The organism is Daejeonella sp., assembly GCF_037719425.1.
Taxonomy (GTDB): Bacteria; Bacteroidota; Bacteroidia; order Sphingobacteriales; family Sphingobacteriaceae; genus Daejeonella.
In genome coordinates, this window is the sequence record NZ_JBBJNI010000118.1 from 1 (window position 1) to 13820 (window position 13820).

Annotated in this window: 12 protein-coding genes; 10 read left to right on the forward strand and 2 right to left on the reverse strand. The window is 40.3% G+C overall.

The genetic code is table 11. The features are described 5' to 3' along the window. Window positions 1-273 precede the first annotated feature (273 nt). The 5 genes from WKF69_RS14350 to WKF69_RS14370 all read left to right on the forward strand — a co-directional run bounded on the left by WKF69_RS14350 (window position 274) and on the right by WKF69_RS14370 (window position 6819). Window positions 274-1086: a phytanoyl-CoA dioxygenase family protein gene (locus tag WKF69_RS14350; protein ID WP_340382761.1), complete on the forward strand. Its 813-nt coding sequence runs from the start codon at window positions 274-276 to the stop codon at window positions 1084-1086. Window positions 1087-1131: 45 nt separating this feature from the next. Then, window positions 1132-3684: a hypothetical protein gene (locus WKF69_RS14355; protein ID WP_340382762.1), complete on the forward strand. Its 2553-nt coding sequence runs from the start codon at window positions 1132-1134 to the stop codon at window positions 3682-3684. A 9-nt stretch (window positions 3685-3693) separates the two neighbouring features. After that, window positions 3694-4986: a cellulase-like family protein gene (locus WKF69_RS14360; RefSeq protein ID WP_340382763.1), complete on the forward strand. Its 1293-nt coding sequence runs from the start codon at window positions 3694-3696 to the stop codon at window positions 4984-4986. Between the two features lies 1 nt (window position 4987). Further along, on the forward strand, window positions 4988-5893 hold the full coding sequence (locus WKF69_RS14365; protein WP_340382764.1) for an alpha/beta hydrolase: 906 nt from the start codon (window positions 4988-4990) through the stop codon (window positions 5891-5893). A 101-nt stretch (window positions 5894-5994) separates the two neighbouring features. Continuing rightward, window positions 5995-6819 carry a TIM barrel protein gene (locus tag WKF69_RS14370; protein ID WP_340382765.1) on the forward strand — a complete coding sequence of 275 codons (825 nt, stop codon included), beginning with the start codon at window positions 5995-5997 and terminating at the stop codon, window positions 6817-6819. Here WKF69_RS14370 and WKF69_RS14375 read toward each other — a convergent pair. Then, window positions 6816-7094, reverse strand: a complete 279-nt coding sequence (locus WKF69_RS14375; protein WP_340382766.1) for a hypothetical protein — start codon at window positions 7092-7094, stop codon at window positions 6816-6818. The genes WKF69_RS14370 and WKF69_RS14375 overlap by 4 nt on opposite strands. Window positions 7095-7132: 38 nt before the next feature. On the opposite strand from WKF69_RS14375, the gene WKF69_RS14380 reads away from it, so the two are divergent. The 5 genes from WKF69_RS14380 (at window position 7133) to WKF69_RS14400 (ending at window position 13009) form a co-directional block, all read left to right on the forward strand. Then, complete coding sequence (locus WKF69_RS14380) at window positions 7133-7483, forward strand: phosphodiester glycosidase family protein (RefSeq protein WP_340382772.1); 351 nt, start codon at window positions 7133-7135, stop codon at window positions 7481-7483. A gap of 405 nt (window positions 7484-7888) precedes the next feature. After that, entirely contained in the window at window positions 7889-9187 is a 1299-nt protein-coding gene (locus WKF69_RS14385) for a sulfatase-like hydrolase/transferase (RefSeq protein ID WP_340382767.1), read from the forward strand. 271 nt (window positions 9188-9458) lie between these two features. Then, window positions 9459-9836, forward strand: a complete 378-nt coding sequence (locus WKF69_RS14390) for a response regulator (protein ID WP_340382768.1) — start codon at window positions 9459-9461, stop codon at window positions 9834-9836. A 740-nt stretch (window positions 9837-10576) separates the two neighbouring features. After that, window positions 10577-11773: an FIST N-terminal domain-containing protein gene (locus WKF69_RS14395; protein ID WP_340382769.1), complete on the forward strand. Its 1197-nt coding sequence runs from the start codon at window positions 10577-10579 to the stop codon at window positions 11771-11773. Beyond that, window positions 11774-13009 carry a HAMP domain-containing sensor histidine kinase gene (locus WKF69_RS14400; protein WP_340382770.1) on the forward strand — a complete coding sequence of 412 codons (1236 nt, stop codon included), beginning with the start codon at window positions 11774-11776 and terminating at the stop codon, window positions 13007-13009. It abuts the gene before it with no gap. Between the two features lie 77 nt (window positions 13010-13086). On the opposite strand, the gene WKF69_RS14405 is transcribed toward WKF69_RS14400, so the two are convergent. Continuing rightward, a complete protein-coding gene (locus WKF69_RS14405; RefSeq protein ID WP_340382771.1) occupies window positions 13087-13539 on the reverse strand; it encodes a hypothetical protein in 453 nt (150 codons plus the stop codon). Window positions 13540-13820 lie beyond the last annotated feature (281 nt).

The window sequence follows — 13820 nt, forward strand, 5'->3', positions numbered from 1 at the left end:
GTACATTATGAATACCCTTAACTTAATGACATTGAGCGAAAGCTGGAACCTCATTATTCCCCGTTCACCGCTTGCTAAAAAGCCATGAACCCAGACATACACAGCCCCTCACTATTTGATTACGGTATTTTATAAAATATCAAAAAGGACAAAAAATAACCTGATAATTATAATTCCAATACTACCCCGCTGGTTATATTTGATAATTATATTCCAATTTAAATTTTTAGGGTGTATCAACTATTTATAAAATCAAGCCACAAATTATAATACATGAAAAATGAACTTTCAGTAGATCAGATTGAAAAATTTCAAAATGATGGTTATGTAGTTATTGAAGATTTTCTGTCAGCAACAGAGCTAGAGTTTTGGAGGGAAGCTTTAAACGAAGCTATCGAGAAACGTAAGGGATATAAAATGCCGGATCGAAAGGAAGTTTATGGTAAAGGTGATGATGCAGACAAAAGTTATTATGACAATGTATTTGACCAGCTTATCAACCTTTGGCAGGATAATGAAAAGATGAGGAAAGTTATGTTAGATGAAAGGTTGGGTAAAATGGCAGCTCAGCTATCGGGTGCTGATGGGATAAGGATTTGGCATGATCAGGCATTGATCAAAAAGCCATGGGCAAACCCAACATCCTGGCATTTAGATACCCCTTACTGGTCTTTTACCGATCGAAGAGCATTATCTATCTGGGTTGCATTGGATGATGCGACTTACGAAAATGGCTGCCTGTTTTTTTTACCAGGAAGTAATCATACAACTACTTTTGAAAACCCGGGAATTGGAAAAAATATGGGTGCAATATTTACTACTTATAAAGAGTTAGCTACTAATAAATCTGTAGCGGCGCCTATGAAAGCGGGTAGTTGTTCCTTCCACAATGGTTTAACAGTACACGGTGCAAATGCCAATATGACTCCCGGGGTAAGGAGAGCAATGACTTGTGCTTACATGCCAGATGGTAACTCCTTTAATGGTACTCAAAATATACTTAGCGACGATCAGATAAAAGAACTAAAGATAGGCGATCTATTGAGTGATGAAAAACAGAATCCTTTGATATACAGTAATAAATGATGGTTTAAAGATCTTCTATGGCAGGTAAAACTCAATAAATTTAGAATGAACAACACACCATGGAGTAATCGTTTAAGAAAAGCAGGAAAAATTTCTCTCCTAATCTTTTTGTACAGCCTTTCTTTGGGCAGCTTAGTAATGGCTCAGTCGATCAGAACTTTGAATGACTCAAATAGTAAAACTATCAGCTTTGGAAATCAAAAATTAAAGCTAACGTTAGATTACAACAGGAAAGCAAATATATCTTTACTTGAAGTAAACGGACAAAAGGTAATTGAAGGGAAAGCAGGTATCTATTCAGAGATAAAAACAACTTCCGGGATTTATAACACCTTAAATCTAAGCACAGAACCTATCGTAAGCGTTGATAAGAATACTATAAAAATAAAAGGCATCAGTTATGGGGATAAAGATTTAATCATTAATGAAACCTGGGAATTTATAACCTCAGAAAATGATGTAAAATTTAATGTAGAGAGGAGCTTTTCGAATCCTGCCACAATAGAAGAAGCCAGCATCCCTTCTTTTAATTTCTCCAGCATAAATACCTGGGAAGGCGCTTATCAGGGCTATGGTGGTCTGGCCTGGTTTTACCTTTTTAATGAAAAACTAGCTACTTATGGAGTTCATACTAACTCGTCAAAATTTTGGAACAGTAAAACAGGGAATGGCTTAAGTGTAATTGTAGATGCTCCAGGAAAACAGGTAGCGATGAAGTATTCCAGAGCTAATAATGATCAACTGGCTTATAGTGTTACAGTTTCCGATCAGGAGATGATTCCTCGTTACGATGCGGGTACAAACAGGAAAAGATTTATCCGTCAGAACACCAACGTTTGGTCTGCGTTCAGGGTGTCATCAGAGAAAACAACTCAAAGGATCACCCTTTCATATTTTGATTTTGACCAAGAATATGGGAGAGGAAAGTTTGTTGGAATGAACGGTCAGCAGGTAAGCTCTGTATTAAATACTATTGCAAGAATTGGAGTTATAGATGCAAAGCATTTTGGAGGAAACAGCTGGCATACTCCTTACGGCCCTATATGCTTACATGAACAATACATTGCCCAGTTGGGATTGGCAATTAATGATAATAGTTACCTTCAGGGTTATCAGGATTGCTTAGATTTTTATCGGGATAACGCCATTAAACCAGATGGAAGGGTTTGGGCACGCTGGGCTTATAATAACGTGGATATCATGCCTGGTGAAGTCACTGACAAGGGATTTTATGAAGCACAATGGGGCTATCTGATGGATTCTAATCCAGATTTAGTCACCAATGTTGCAGAGTTATTTGATCAGACAGGAGATATTAAATGGGTTAAAACACATCAGCTATCTTCCGAGAAAGCCCTGGATTATATAATAAAGAAAGATAGTGACGGGGATGGCCTGGTTGAAATGATGACTGACAGTTATAAGGATAAAAGAGGCAGTGATTGGATTGACATCATTTGGGCAGCTTATGAAAATGCTTTTGTAAATGCTAAATTATATTTTGCTTTGACTAAGTGGGCAGTGATTGAACATGAACTGGGTAATGATCAGAAAGCAAAACAGTATGAAGATTTTGCCGCAAAACTAAAAAGGAGTTTTAATAAGCCTGCAACTGAAGGTGGTTTTTGGGATGAAGAAAAGCAATGTTACGTTCACTGGCTCGATAAAGACAAAAGTGTACACGGCAGAAACATGGTAACACCTGTAAATTTTATGGCTATTGCTTATGGTATTTGTGATGATGAAAAGAAAACTAAAACCATCCTGGACAATATAGAAAAGCAGATGCAGCAGGAAAAGCTTTTCTTCTGGCCTTTAAACATGTCATCCTATGCCCCTGGTGAAGGAAAAGAAGAGCAATTCCCTTTCCCTCATTATGAAAATGGAGATCTGTTCTTATCATGGGGGGCTGTTGCTGTCAAAGCCTACGCTGATTACAAACCAGAACTGGCCTTAAAATATGTGCGTAACGTGATGGAGAGGCACAGTAAAGATGGCTTAGCATATCAGCGCTATGGGCGGGTTAAACAGGACGGTTTAGGAGATGACATTCTTTCAGGAAACAGTCTCTCGGTGGTAGGGCTTTATCAGACTATATATGGTATAAATCCTTTATTCAATAGATTTTACTTAAATCCTCATATCACTAAAGATTTAGCCGGAACGATAATAAAATATAACTATAGAGATCAGAAACTAGACATAGGTTTAGAGCTGAGTAAGTATTCGGTGTCCAATGGTAAGCATCAAATAGTTTCCAAAAAAGATTTTGGTTTCTTTAGTAAGGATAATAAGCTCTTTTACTTTAATGGAAATGAAGCAAAGTCGTCTTTAATCGCAGAAACAAAAAGCGGTAAATCTCTAATTTTAGAAGTGAAAGAGTGGAGCAATAATAAGATGGTTTTGAATCAGTCTTCGACAGATAATGAAATGGAAAGAGTAAACTATATAATTTATAATTTAACTCCTAATACATCTTATAATATTAGCAGAAGTGGTAAAAAAACTCTTAATATAAAAAGTGATGCAGAAGGTAAGTTTACTTACGGTGATAAGGTTTTGATTAAACCTGTTGAAGTTGTGATTTCAAAACAATAGTTCAGGGCGATGGAGAGAAGAAACTTTTTAAAGAATGTAACGCTTGGAACAGGTTCTTTATTAACCATGCCTTATCTTCAACATGCTGATGCTGCAGAGTTTGCGATACCTGGAAAGAAATTAAAATTACCTCTTCATAAGTTGAAAAAGCCTTTGGCAATTGCCATGTGGGACTTTAGCTGGCTTTTGCGTCACCATCGTTATGGCGAATTCGAAAATTGGGAGAAAGTTTTAAATGAACTGGCCGAAAGGGGTTACAACGCAATTCGTTTAGACGTTTTTCCTCAATATGTAGCGGCTGATTCTGATGGGAAAATTACTGAAGAATTCAGGAGTGTTAAAAGCGGTTGGGCTCCCGCTAAATGGGGCAACGATTATACCATGAGCTTTCGCCCCAGAGAGGCCTTGCTGGAGTTTATTCCTTTATGTAGAAAATATGGATTCAGGGTAGCTCTTTCTTCCTGGTTCACTAATCATAATACAGGCTCAAGGGGGATTTTTACAGAGGAAGGCGGCGCCTTGAGGGGCTGGACGGAGACTCTTACTTTTCTTAAACAGCACAATTTATTGGATGATAACGTTATATACATCGATCTCTTAAATGAATATCCTAAATATCATGGATATGATTGGTTTAAAATGGAGATGAATAAAAGGGGAGACGTAGATCAGTTTAAACTTAATAATCCTACCGCATTTATTCCGGATAATTTAGATATGGGTAAAGTTGCGGGTTATAATAGCTTACAGCAGAAGTTTATGCACGATTTTGGCAATAACCTGATAGCTAAAATAAAAAAGCGTTTTCCAGATTACCCTTATCAGATGAGTTTAACTTATACTACTCCATTAGATAGTATAGATATTTCTGAATTTGGAACTCTTGATTCTCACTTATGGTTTACTGCTGCTGCGGATATTCCTCATTGGCGATCTTTGGCTGGCATTGATCAGTCAAAAGACAACAGACCTCAATTTCAGGAACTAATGAATTTCTGGGAAGCAAAAAAACCAGAAATGACCATTTGGATGGATAAGGCAATAACGGCAGTTTCAAATAAGGCAAAACAAAACAAAATCACTTGTGGCAATACAGAGGGCTGGGGGCCCGTAGGTTGGTTAGATCATCCTGAATTAAATTGGAATTGGGTAAAAGAGGCTGCGGATATTGCTGTAGTTCTGGCGAAAAAACATGAAAATTATAAATATATCTGCAGTTCCAATTTCACTCATCCTCAGTTTAAAGGAATCTGGGAGGATATAAAGTGGCATCGTAAAATCACTTCCCTTATCAAAGAGTAAAATGAGAGGACTTTATTTTAAATCAATTATACCGGGTATTATATTTGCATTTACTACCCATTATTGTGCTGCGCAAAAAGTAATTAAGCTGTATCCTGGAACGACTCCCAATCAAAAAATAACTACCGGCGAAGCCGATACTAGTAACCAGGATAAAAGTGTTTTTAACCGGGTTTCTAACCCAACTCTTACTCTTTACCCTGGCAATAAAACTTCTGCTAAAAAGACAGCAGTAATTATATGTGCAGGTGGAGGTTACGCTGAGTTAAATATAAAGCGCGAAGGATACGCCATCGCAGAAGCATTTAATAAAAAGGGTATTGCCGCATTCGTTCTAAAATATCGTTTGTCTGATGATAAAAGCAACAGTGATAAATCTATCGCTCCATTACAAGATGCACAGCAAGCTATTAAAGTAGTAAGAGATAGCGCGGAGAAATGGAAAATTGATCCTCATAAAATTGGGATTATGGGATTCTCGGCAGGAGGTCATTTGGCTGCATCTTTAGGGTCTCATTATAATGATGCGCTAATTAACAACCCATCCAAAACCAATCTCCGTCCTGATTTTATGCTTCTGATATATCCAGTAATTAGTTTCAGAGAACTTTTCGGACATATTGGATCAAGAGATAATTTACTAAGTAAATCTCCATCAAGAGAATCGGTTGATTACTTTTCAAATGAGCTGCATGTAAATAAGCAAACACCTGCTACTTTTTTAGTTCATGCAGGAGATGATAAAATAGTCAGTGTAGTAAACAGCTTAAAATATTATGAGGAACTTCAAAAAAGTAGTGTGGTTGCTGATCTTCATATTTATGCCAAAGGTGGACATGGATTTAGCATAGTGCCGGCTTTTGACGAATGGTTTGGTCGTTGTATCTTATGGTTAAGTAATATTTAAATGTTGTTCATAGAAAAGCCCGGTTTTACATGTGACCCAGGCTTTTTGATTTTCGCTATCCTACGATTATTTTAAAAGAAAAACATTCTAAAGCCTATCCCATGAATATTAAAATATTAAGCCCGCTTTGGGGTCTCGAAGACCTTAAATACGATGTATTTTTAGATAAGGTGAAAAACGCAGGCTACGATGGCTTTGATACATGGATACCTGAAGATAAAAAGGGAAAAAAGCTATTGTTCGATTACCTGCAGAAGCATGAGATGTATATTGTTGCTCATCAGCACGAGGCGAATGGAAAAAACTTTACTGAATTTAAAAAATCATTTCTTAGCTATTTAAATATTTGTGCCGAAGCTGATCCTATCTTAATTAACTCACATACCGGAAGAGATTATTTCACTTTGGATCAAAACCTGCAATTGATTGATATTGCTCAGAATTTTTCAGATAAAACAGGAGTTAATGTCGTACACGAAACACATCGGGGCAGAGTAGGATATTCCCCTCAAATGATTGACGAGATATTTAAAGCAAGGAAAAGTTTTTCTATCACAGCCGATTTTTCTCATTGGGTTTGTGTGACAGAAAGCATGTTGGAAAACTTTACTTCAATATTGACCGAAGCTATTAAAAGGAGCAGGCACATCCATTTAAGAATAGGATTTGAACAAGGGCCTCAGGTTTCTGATCCCAGGGCGCCTGAATGGAAATATGCTTTAGATAATTTCTTAAGTTGGTGGGACAGAATAGTTGAGCAGAACTATGTGTCAAAAACCGAAATCCTCCCATTAACTACAGAATTTGGTCCCAAACCATATATGCCTGCAATTCCTTTTTCAAACGTACCATTAGCAGATCAGTTCACGCTTAACTGCTATATGAAAGATTTAGCAGATCTCCGCTATAAAAAGTTCAGGAATTAATCTTCAACCGCTGATCTATAAAACTTTGGAGATATGCCATTCTTTTTTTTGAACAGTTTTGAAAAGTAAAAGACAGACTCAAATCCTGTTTGGCGGAGCATCTCATATTCCCAACAAGTAATTATAAGTGGGAAAATAACTGCTGCAGACGATGGAGAGGTATTGCCAGGAGTCTCGGTTCGTCTAAAGGATAGCAATACATCTGCAGTTACTAATGCCGAGGGCAGGTACTCATTTTCAGCAAGGAAAGGGAATACACTTGTTTTTAGTTTCATAGGATTTACTACTTCTGAATACCTGGTTAGAGATAAAAATTAAAGAAGTAGTTGGTGGTTATCATTGGCTAATCAAAAATTCACAAAAGGTTCCCCAGAGAGATGTATTTATAGAACCCCGAATGGCTGTTGGTATTACTTCAAACAATGTAGTTTATTTTATTTTAGTGGATGGCAGACAGGCGACTTATTCTAACGGAATGTCTTTTGGTAATTTGTCAGACGTATTTTTTGCCTTAGGTGTTAAGGATGCTATAAATTTAGATGGGGGAGGTTCCAGCACTTTGGTAGTTAAAGAAAATACTGAATGGCGGGTTAAAAACAAACCTTCAGATGGTTCTCAAAGACCGGTTGCTAATGCATGGACAATTGTTGATGTTAAAAAGTAATGCTCTAAAGTCATTAAAATTTAATAAAAAATCGAATGGTATGGCCTGATCCACTGGTAATACGTTGTTTTTTACCTCACGAAGGCCTGATTTTCAATAGGAAGTTTTTCATTCGTTTTTATTATGCTAGTGGTGGAGTTCTCGCAATTGGCTTTTAACTTGTCTGAAATCCAATCTGTTGTAGTATTGCAAGGTTAGCCTTCTTTTTTGCTATATTCGTTAATACGAGTCCTAGAGCCTACACCTTCATTAACAGATGCGGAACTCCTGAATTTCTATCTGCCGGCGATGGTAAAGCTTTTACCGAAATTTAACATCCCGCAAGTGAAATAACGCTGGACCCGAACCTGAAACAAAACCTGGGATGGTAATGCCCCCCGTTGAAAATTGATAATACAAAACACCATGAAATATAACCTGATGATTGTAAAGCTGGCAGTTCTCCTTGTAATAGGAACGGCCGCCTTCGGACAAAAAAAGCCGAACATCATCCTGATTATGGCCGATGACATTGGCATGGAAGCCTTTGGTGCTTATGGCAATGACGATAAGATCACGCCCAACGTCGACAAACTGGCGGCAGAAGGTATGCTATTTAAAAACTGCTATTCTACCCCCTTGTGTACGCCATCGCGGGTGGAGCTGATGACCGGCAAATATAACCATCGCAATTACGTAGGCTTCGGCTTGCTCGATCCGAAAGAAAAAACGTTTGGGCATTACATGAAGGACCTCGGTTATACAACACTAGTCGCCGGCAAATGGCAGCTTCTGGGCAACGAAAAGCAAGTGGAGCTGGCTAAGGGCGCAACCGGAAGCTATCCTCACCAGGCGGGGTTTGACCGTTTTGCCGTTTGGCAGGTTGATAAACTTGGGTCAAGGTATAAAGACCCGATGATCTACACCGACGAGCGCAAATCAAAAGTGATGAAGGGTGCTTACGGTGATGAATATTTCACCAGCTATATTGAAAAGTTTATTTCAGAATCCAGGAAGGAACCGTTCTTTATATACTACCCTATGGCATTAACCCATGATCCGTTCCAGCCTACACCATTCTCTGCCGATTTTAAAACCGGGGATACTACAAAGCTGGACGATCCCAAATATTTCAAGGATATGGTGCGCTTCCTTGATCACCTGGTAGGGCGTATAACCAAAAAGCTGGATGAAACCGGTATTCGCGAAGAAACCATTATCATGTTCATAGGGGATAATGGTACAAGCCCGCAGATCGTGTCGCGTTTTAAAGGGACCAATTACCGCGGTGCTAAAGGGCAGACCATCGAAAGAGGCACCCACGTACCTATGATCGTAAACTGGAAAGGCAAGATCAAAGCGGGCACGGTCAACAATTCCCTCGTTGATTTCTCCGATTTTCTTCCTACTCTGCTCGACCTGGGCGGCAGTTCAGCCAAAAAGCTCCCGTTTACAGATGGGCTTAGTTTTTACCCCCAGCTTACCGGGAATATGAGCCAAGCCCGCCCGTGGGTATTTACTTTCTATGAACCCAACTGGGGCAAATACGTGCGTAAGGCCTATGTGCACAACAAAGACTGGAAACTGTATGAAACCGGCGAGATTTATGACCTTAACAAGGATCCCGATGAGTTGAAGTCACTTACAAAAGCCCAGTTGAATGCTTCGGCCATGAAAACCATTGGTGAATTTGAAACAGTAATAGCCAATAAAATGAAAAAATAAACTGCTGATCTTAGCCTTCAACACCTAGGTGGTGGTACCCGACTGCCTGGCCGTAGGAAATGTTAAAGCCTATTCTACAGCGTAAACGGAGCCCTTCAGATTATTTCTGAGGGTTTTTTGTTTAAGCCAGCCGTTCCGGCAGTCACAACTTATCTCAAAATGGCATTATTTTTGAACTATAAGCTAACTACTTATAAAAAACAAAGGGGCTGTTAAAGATGGTTACTCTTTTTATTTTTTTTACTAATTAAAAGTTGTCGATGGTCTCATAATGAAGAGGGTACTAGTGGTAGACGATAATGAGGACATTCTCAACGTCATAAGCATTGTGTTGGATATGGAGGGGTTTGAGGTGAAGTGCTGTGACAGCGGCCGCGGTATTGCGGATACAATTTCAGCTTTTGCTCCCGATGTTATTCTGCTGGATATTATGCTTGGTGATCTGGATGGGCGTGATGTTTGCAGAGCATTGAAAAGTGATCCAAAAAGCGGGCATATTCCAGTGATCATGATCTCGGCTTCACACAATTTATTTGACCGGGACGATAAGCTGGATTTAGCAGACGATTTTATAGCCAAGCCTTTTGATATAGATGACCTCGCCAGCAAGGTGCACCGGCATATTAAGAGGGAAGGGAAATCAGCGTAGATCAAAGAACCGGGAACCAAGAACCAAGAACCAAGACGCGGATCGGAAAGAGGGCTCTTCTCCGATTGGATCGCGGACTAGATTAGCCGACCCCCAAGGGGTCGTATGTTTATAGAAAATCATCCAGTCTGTTTCCCGACCCCGAAGGTGGTCGCAAGTGCCAACCGGTTATTTTGAAGCTGGTGGCTGTGGAAATCAACCGTTAACTAAAAAATACACCCGAATGCTCATTTGATAGCATTTTAAAAATAATGTTTTGCCAAATCGGCGACCACATGCGACCACCTTCGGGGTCGGGATTTCTCGCTAACATCATCCTATAAACATGTGACCCCTTCAGGGTCATTCTAAAATGTACCTCAACACGCGAGTCGGCAGGCTGGAACCTCCATGCCGGGAAAACTTTATCATTCCCCAAGCAAATTATTGATCTTTGCATACTGCAATAACATAATAGTTTTCGCATCGCTGATCTCGCCGGTAGAGATCATTCCGAAGGATTCATCAAAGTTCAGCTGCAATACTTCGATGTTTTCCTGTTCTTGATCTGATCGTTATTCATTCCATGGATAGGAAATCTTGCCGTGTAGACGGCAGATTTGCGCATCCAAGATAAATGATATTTTGTATACAGGAAGGGTTTCAAATAAGATTTTATTTCAATTGACATGAAAAATTAAGAGGGCTTGAAGACAATCAAAAGGAACTAACGAAATGCGATTTATTAAAACTTATTACCCATGCAAGTGTTAAAATATACTGAACTAACCTTTATGACGAAATCAGCAGTTGTTTTTAGCAATCTGACAAATGGAGAAGAAGCCGGAAGAGACCTCGGTCAAAAGATCATCGAAAAGTTAGGAGATCAAGCTCCAAACGTGGTAATTGTTTTTGCTTCTTCTTTTTACGACTACACATCGCTTTTACAATCTTTAAAAAGCACTTGTAATACTGAATTGCTGGTAGGCAGCTCCTCCGCGGGCGAGTTTACTTCTACTGACTTTGCCATCGACTCGGCGTGTGCTGTGGCTATTTCTTCTCCGGACTTAAAATTCAAAGCAGGGATCGCCACGGGCCTGAAAAACGACAGAGGACTTGCTTCTGAAGCGTTAACGAGTGTCTTATCACCGGATGACTATGAGTACCAATACCATTCTGCGATGATTTTTGCTGATGCGCTATCCGGTTATACGGATGAACTGATTGAGCTTCTCACCGAAAGCACTCTGGGTAAATACCAGTTTTTTGGAGGTGGCGCCGGAGATAACGCGAACTTTCAGAGTACCCATATATTTTTTGACACGGGCGCCTATACGGATGCAGCTGTGATATTGGAGATTCTTTCTAATAAACCTATAGGTGTAGGTGCTGCTCATGGCTGGGCAGCCGTGGGCGAAAAAATGCGTGTGACAGAAACCGATGGAATGAGGTTAGTCAGTTTGAACGCACAACCCGCAGCAGAGGTATTTGCTGCACATGCGGTTGCAACGGGACAACAATTTGATCCTGAGCAGCCCATCCCGTTCTTTTTACACAACATTCTTGGTATTGAAGTAGCGGGCGATTTTAAATTAAGAGTGCCGCTTGGCGTACTGCCTGACGGATCGGTAGCTATGGCAAGTGATATCCCTAACGGTGCGTATGTAAACTTTATGGCTACCGACAATAGTTGCTCCAAACAAGCCGCCATTGAGGCTACAGCTGCCGCGATGCAGCAATTAGGTAGTCATAAACCAAATGTAGCCTTGTTTTTTGACTGCGTGGCCACAAGGCTGCGTATGGGAAAAGAGTTTGACTTTGAATTAAACAAAGTATCGGAAACGCTTAACGGTATAAATTTCGCGGGATGTAATACCTATGGCCAGGTCGCGCGCATCAATGGCCAGTTCAGCGGATTTCAAAATTGCACCGCGGTAGTATGTGTGATTCCTGAATAAATGGATTTAAAGGTTCTAGCAGATATAGCGAAGTACGAGAAGAGGTTTGACGCGGCAATCAAGCTCGCCAATTCTTTCAAATGCTCGTATTTCATCCCTTTTATTATTGATCCCGAGATCGGTGTATTACTGCCTGCCCCGGGTTTTCCGCAAACTATACCCAACGGAGACGTGTGGAATAGCTTCCTGCAAAGCACATTAACCAAGAAGTATTATTCGGACAGGCTGCCTTATCCCGATTTAGAAAACATACAGCCTGCCACCGGCTTTGCCGGCCCTGAAGGGAGCGTTATGGTAATGCTCGGGGGGAGGCCGAAACCCCGGGAAGTTGCTCCACTGCTTGATTTATTCCCCTTACTGGTGCAGCTGTTTACCCAGGAACAGGCATTTAAAACCGCGGAAGTACGGGTAGAATTGGCGGATAAATCAGCCGCCAAAGCCGAAAAATTAGCTAACACCATTGATTTAATGCGCTTGAAGCTGAAAGAACTCCTTGTTAGACAAAAAAGAGATAAAAACGACATTGAAGTCCTGATGGAGAAAAAGGATGAGTTCATGAATGTGGCGAGCCATGAATTGAAAACACCCATCGCTTCCATGAAAGCCTACCTTCAGATTTTGAATACGAAGCTTACGTCTGTAAATGACGAGGGAATTATAGACCTGTTTAACAGAGCAAATAAACAGGTTGACAAAATTACCGTCCTTGTTAATGAGCTATTGGACGTTACAAAGATCCAGGCCGGAAAGATGGAATATGACTCCGCCGTATTTGATATTTCAGAGCTTTTACAGGAAGTCGTAACGCAAGTTCAGGTAACGGCGCAGTCACATCACATCAATGTTGAAAAAAATCCATCGGTACTGGTAGAAGGAGACCGGCATCGGCTGGACCAGGTGATCAATAATTTATTATCAAACAGCATCAAATATTCTCCAAATGCGGACAAAGTAATTGTGTGTTCCACCCTGGCCGACGATCAGGTAAAGGTTGTGATAAAGGATTTTGGAATGGGTATACCAGAGGATCAGCACAAACTTATTTTCGACCGGTTTTTCCGGGTATCTGAAACATCACACCGTTATTCCGGTTTAGGTCTCGGCTTGTATATTTCCGCTGAAATCATAAAACGCCACCATGGACAGATTGGACTGGAGAGCTCTGAAAAAGGATCGGAATTTTATTTCACTCTTCCGGTACACCGCCCGGACCGTGCGAGGGATAAAAAAGGTTGAAATAATCTATTTCGATAGCAGAAAATTTATTACAGCTATATCACCGCCCAGACGTAAAACGTATTACGTACAACGTATCACGTAGAGCGTACAACTCCACCTGGTGCCCGGCGGGTCATTTCCCTGATCATTTCCTTGACTTCCCAGCGCGCTTTCTCGCTTCTGATCAGATCCAGGTTTAAAGAATGGGTGTTTTCCGCTGTATGTACGTTCAGCTCGCAAAAGCGCGTGCTGATATGAGTAATATCCTGAACCGGTACAGACACCATTTCTCCCTTTGCGGTATCAAAATAGCTTAGGGTTCCGTCAGCAATCTCGACAAAGGTTACTTTGTGCCGTCTCGTGATAAAGAGCGCAATGACAGCAAACAAAACGATGCACGATATTGCGATCATTAAATTGAGCTCCGTCGAGTTGTAATACGCAATTACGAATGTTGATAAAAGCAATAATGACAGAAAGATCCTATCCGTCCATAAGCGTGCTCCTTTTAAGGAACGATTCCGCGTGATGTTGTAGTGGTAAGTCATTTTTCTTCGGTTTGTAGGCATGCTTACGTGAGGGGGGAGGAAAAGGTTTCACTATTGTTGGTTAGTTATATAGTTGGTTAGATATTATTCGGTATTTGAAACTTCTTGTAGGACCGACATTTCCGTCCAGCCTAACAACTAACAACTAACAACTAACAACCAACAACAGCGTGCTAAATCTTCATTATATTAGATAAAAAATAATCGTCATGGATGCAAAAGCTCTAACTAAGCGGCCAGCTTTAAGGTCACCGATGATCCTGCTGTGTTTAGTGCTCGTT

What these genes read in the sequence shown, in the direction of transcription:
- WKF69_RS14350 (WP_340382761.1), top strand. Translation starts at nt 274, where the DNA reads ATGAAAAATGAACTTTCAGTAGATCAGATTGAAAAATTTCAAAATGAT.
- WKF69_RS14390 (WP_340382768.1), top strand. Translation starts at nt 9,459, where the DNA reads ATGAAGAGGGTACTAGTGGTAGACGATAATGAGGACATTCTCAACGTC.
- WKF69_RS14385 (WP_340382767.1), top strand. Translation starts at nt 7,889, where the DNA reads ATGAAATATAACCTGATGATTGTAAAGCTGGCAGTTCTCCTTGTAATA.
- WKF69_RS14405 (WP_340382771.1), bottom strand. Translation starts at nt 13,539, where the DNA reads ATGACTTACCACTACAACATCACGCGGAATCGTTCCTTAAAAGGAGCA.
- WKF69_RS14395 (WP_340382769.1), top strand. Translation starts at nt 10,577, where the DNA reads ATGCAAGTGTTAAAATATACTGAACTAACCTTTATGACGAAATCAGCA.
- WKF69_RS14375 (WP_340382766.1), bottom strand. Translation starts at nt 7,094, where the DNA reads ATGAAACTAAAAACAAGTGTATTCCCTTTCCTTGCTGAAAATGAGTAC.
- WKF69_RS14355 (WP_340382762.1), top strand. Translation starts at nt 1,132, where the DNA reads ATGAACAACACACCATGGAGTAATCGTTTAAGAAAAGCAGGAAAAATT.
- WKF69_RS14360 (WP_340382763.1), top strand. Translation starts at nt 3,694, where the DNA reads ATGGAGAGAAGAAACTTTTTAAAGAATGTAACGCTTGGAACAGGTTCT.
- WKF69_RS14365 (WP_340382764.1), top strand. Translation starts at nt 4,988, where the DNA reads ATGAGAGGACTTTATTTTAAATCAATTATACCGGGTATTATATTTGCA.
- WKF69_RS14400 (WP_340382770.1), top strand. Translation starts at nt 11,774, where the DNA reads ATGGATTTAAAGGTTCTAGCAGATATAGCGAAGTACGAGAAGAGGTTT.
- WKF69_RS14370 (WP_340382765.1), top strand. Translation starts at nt 5,995, where the DNA reads ATGAATATTAAAATATTAAGCCCGCTTTGGGGTCTCGAAGACCTTAAA.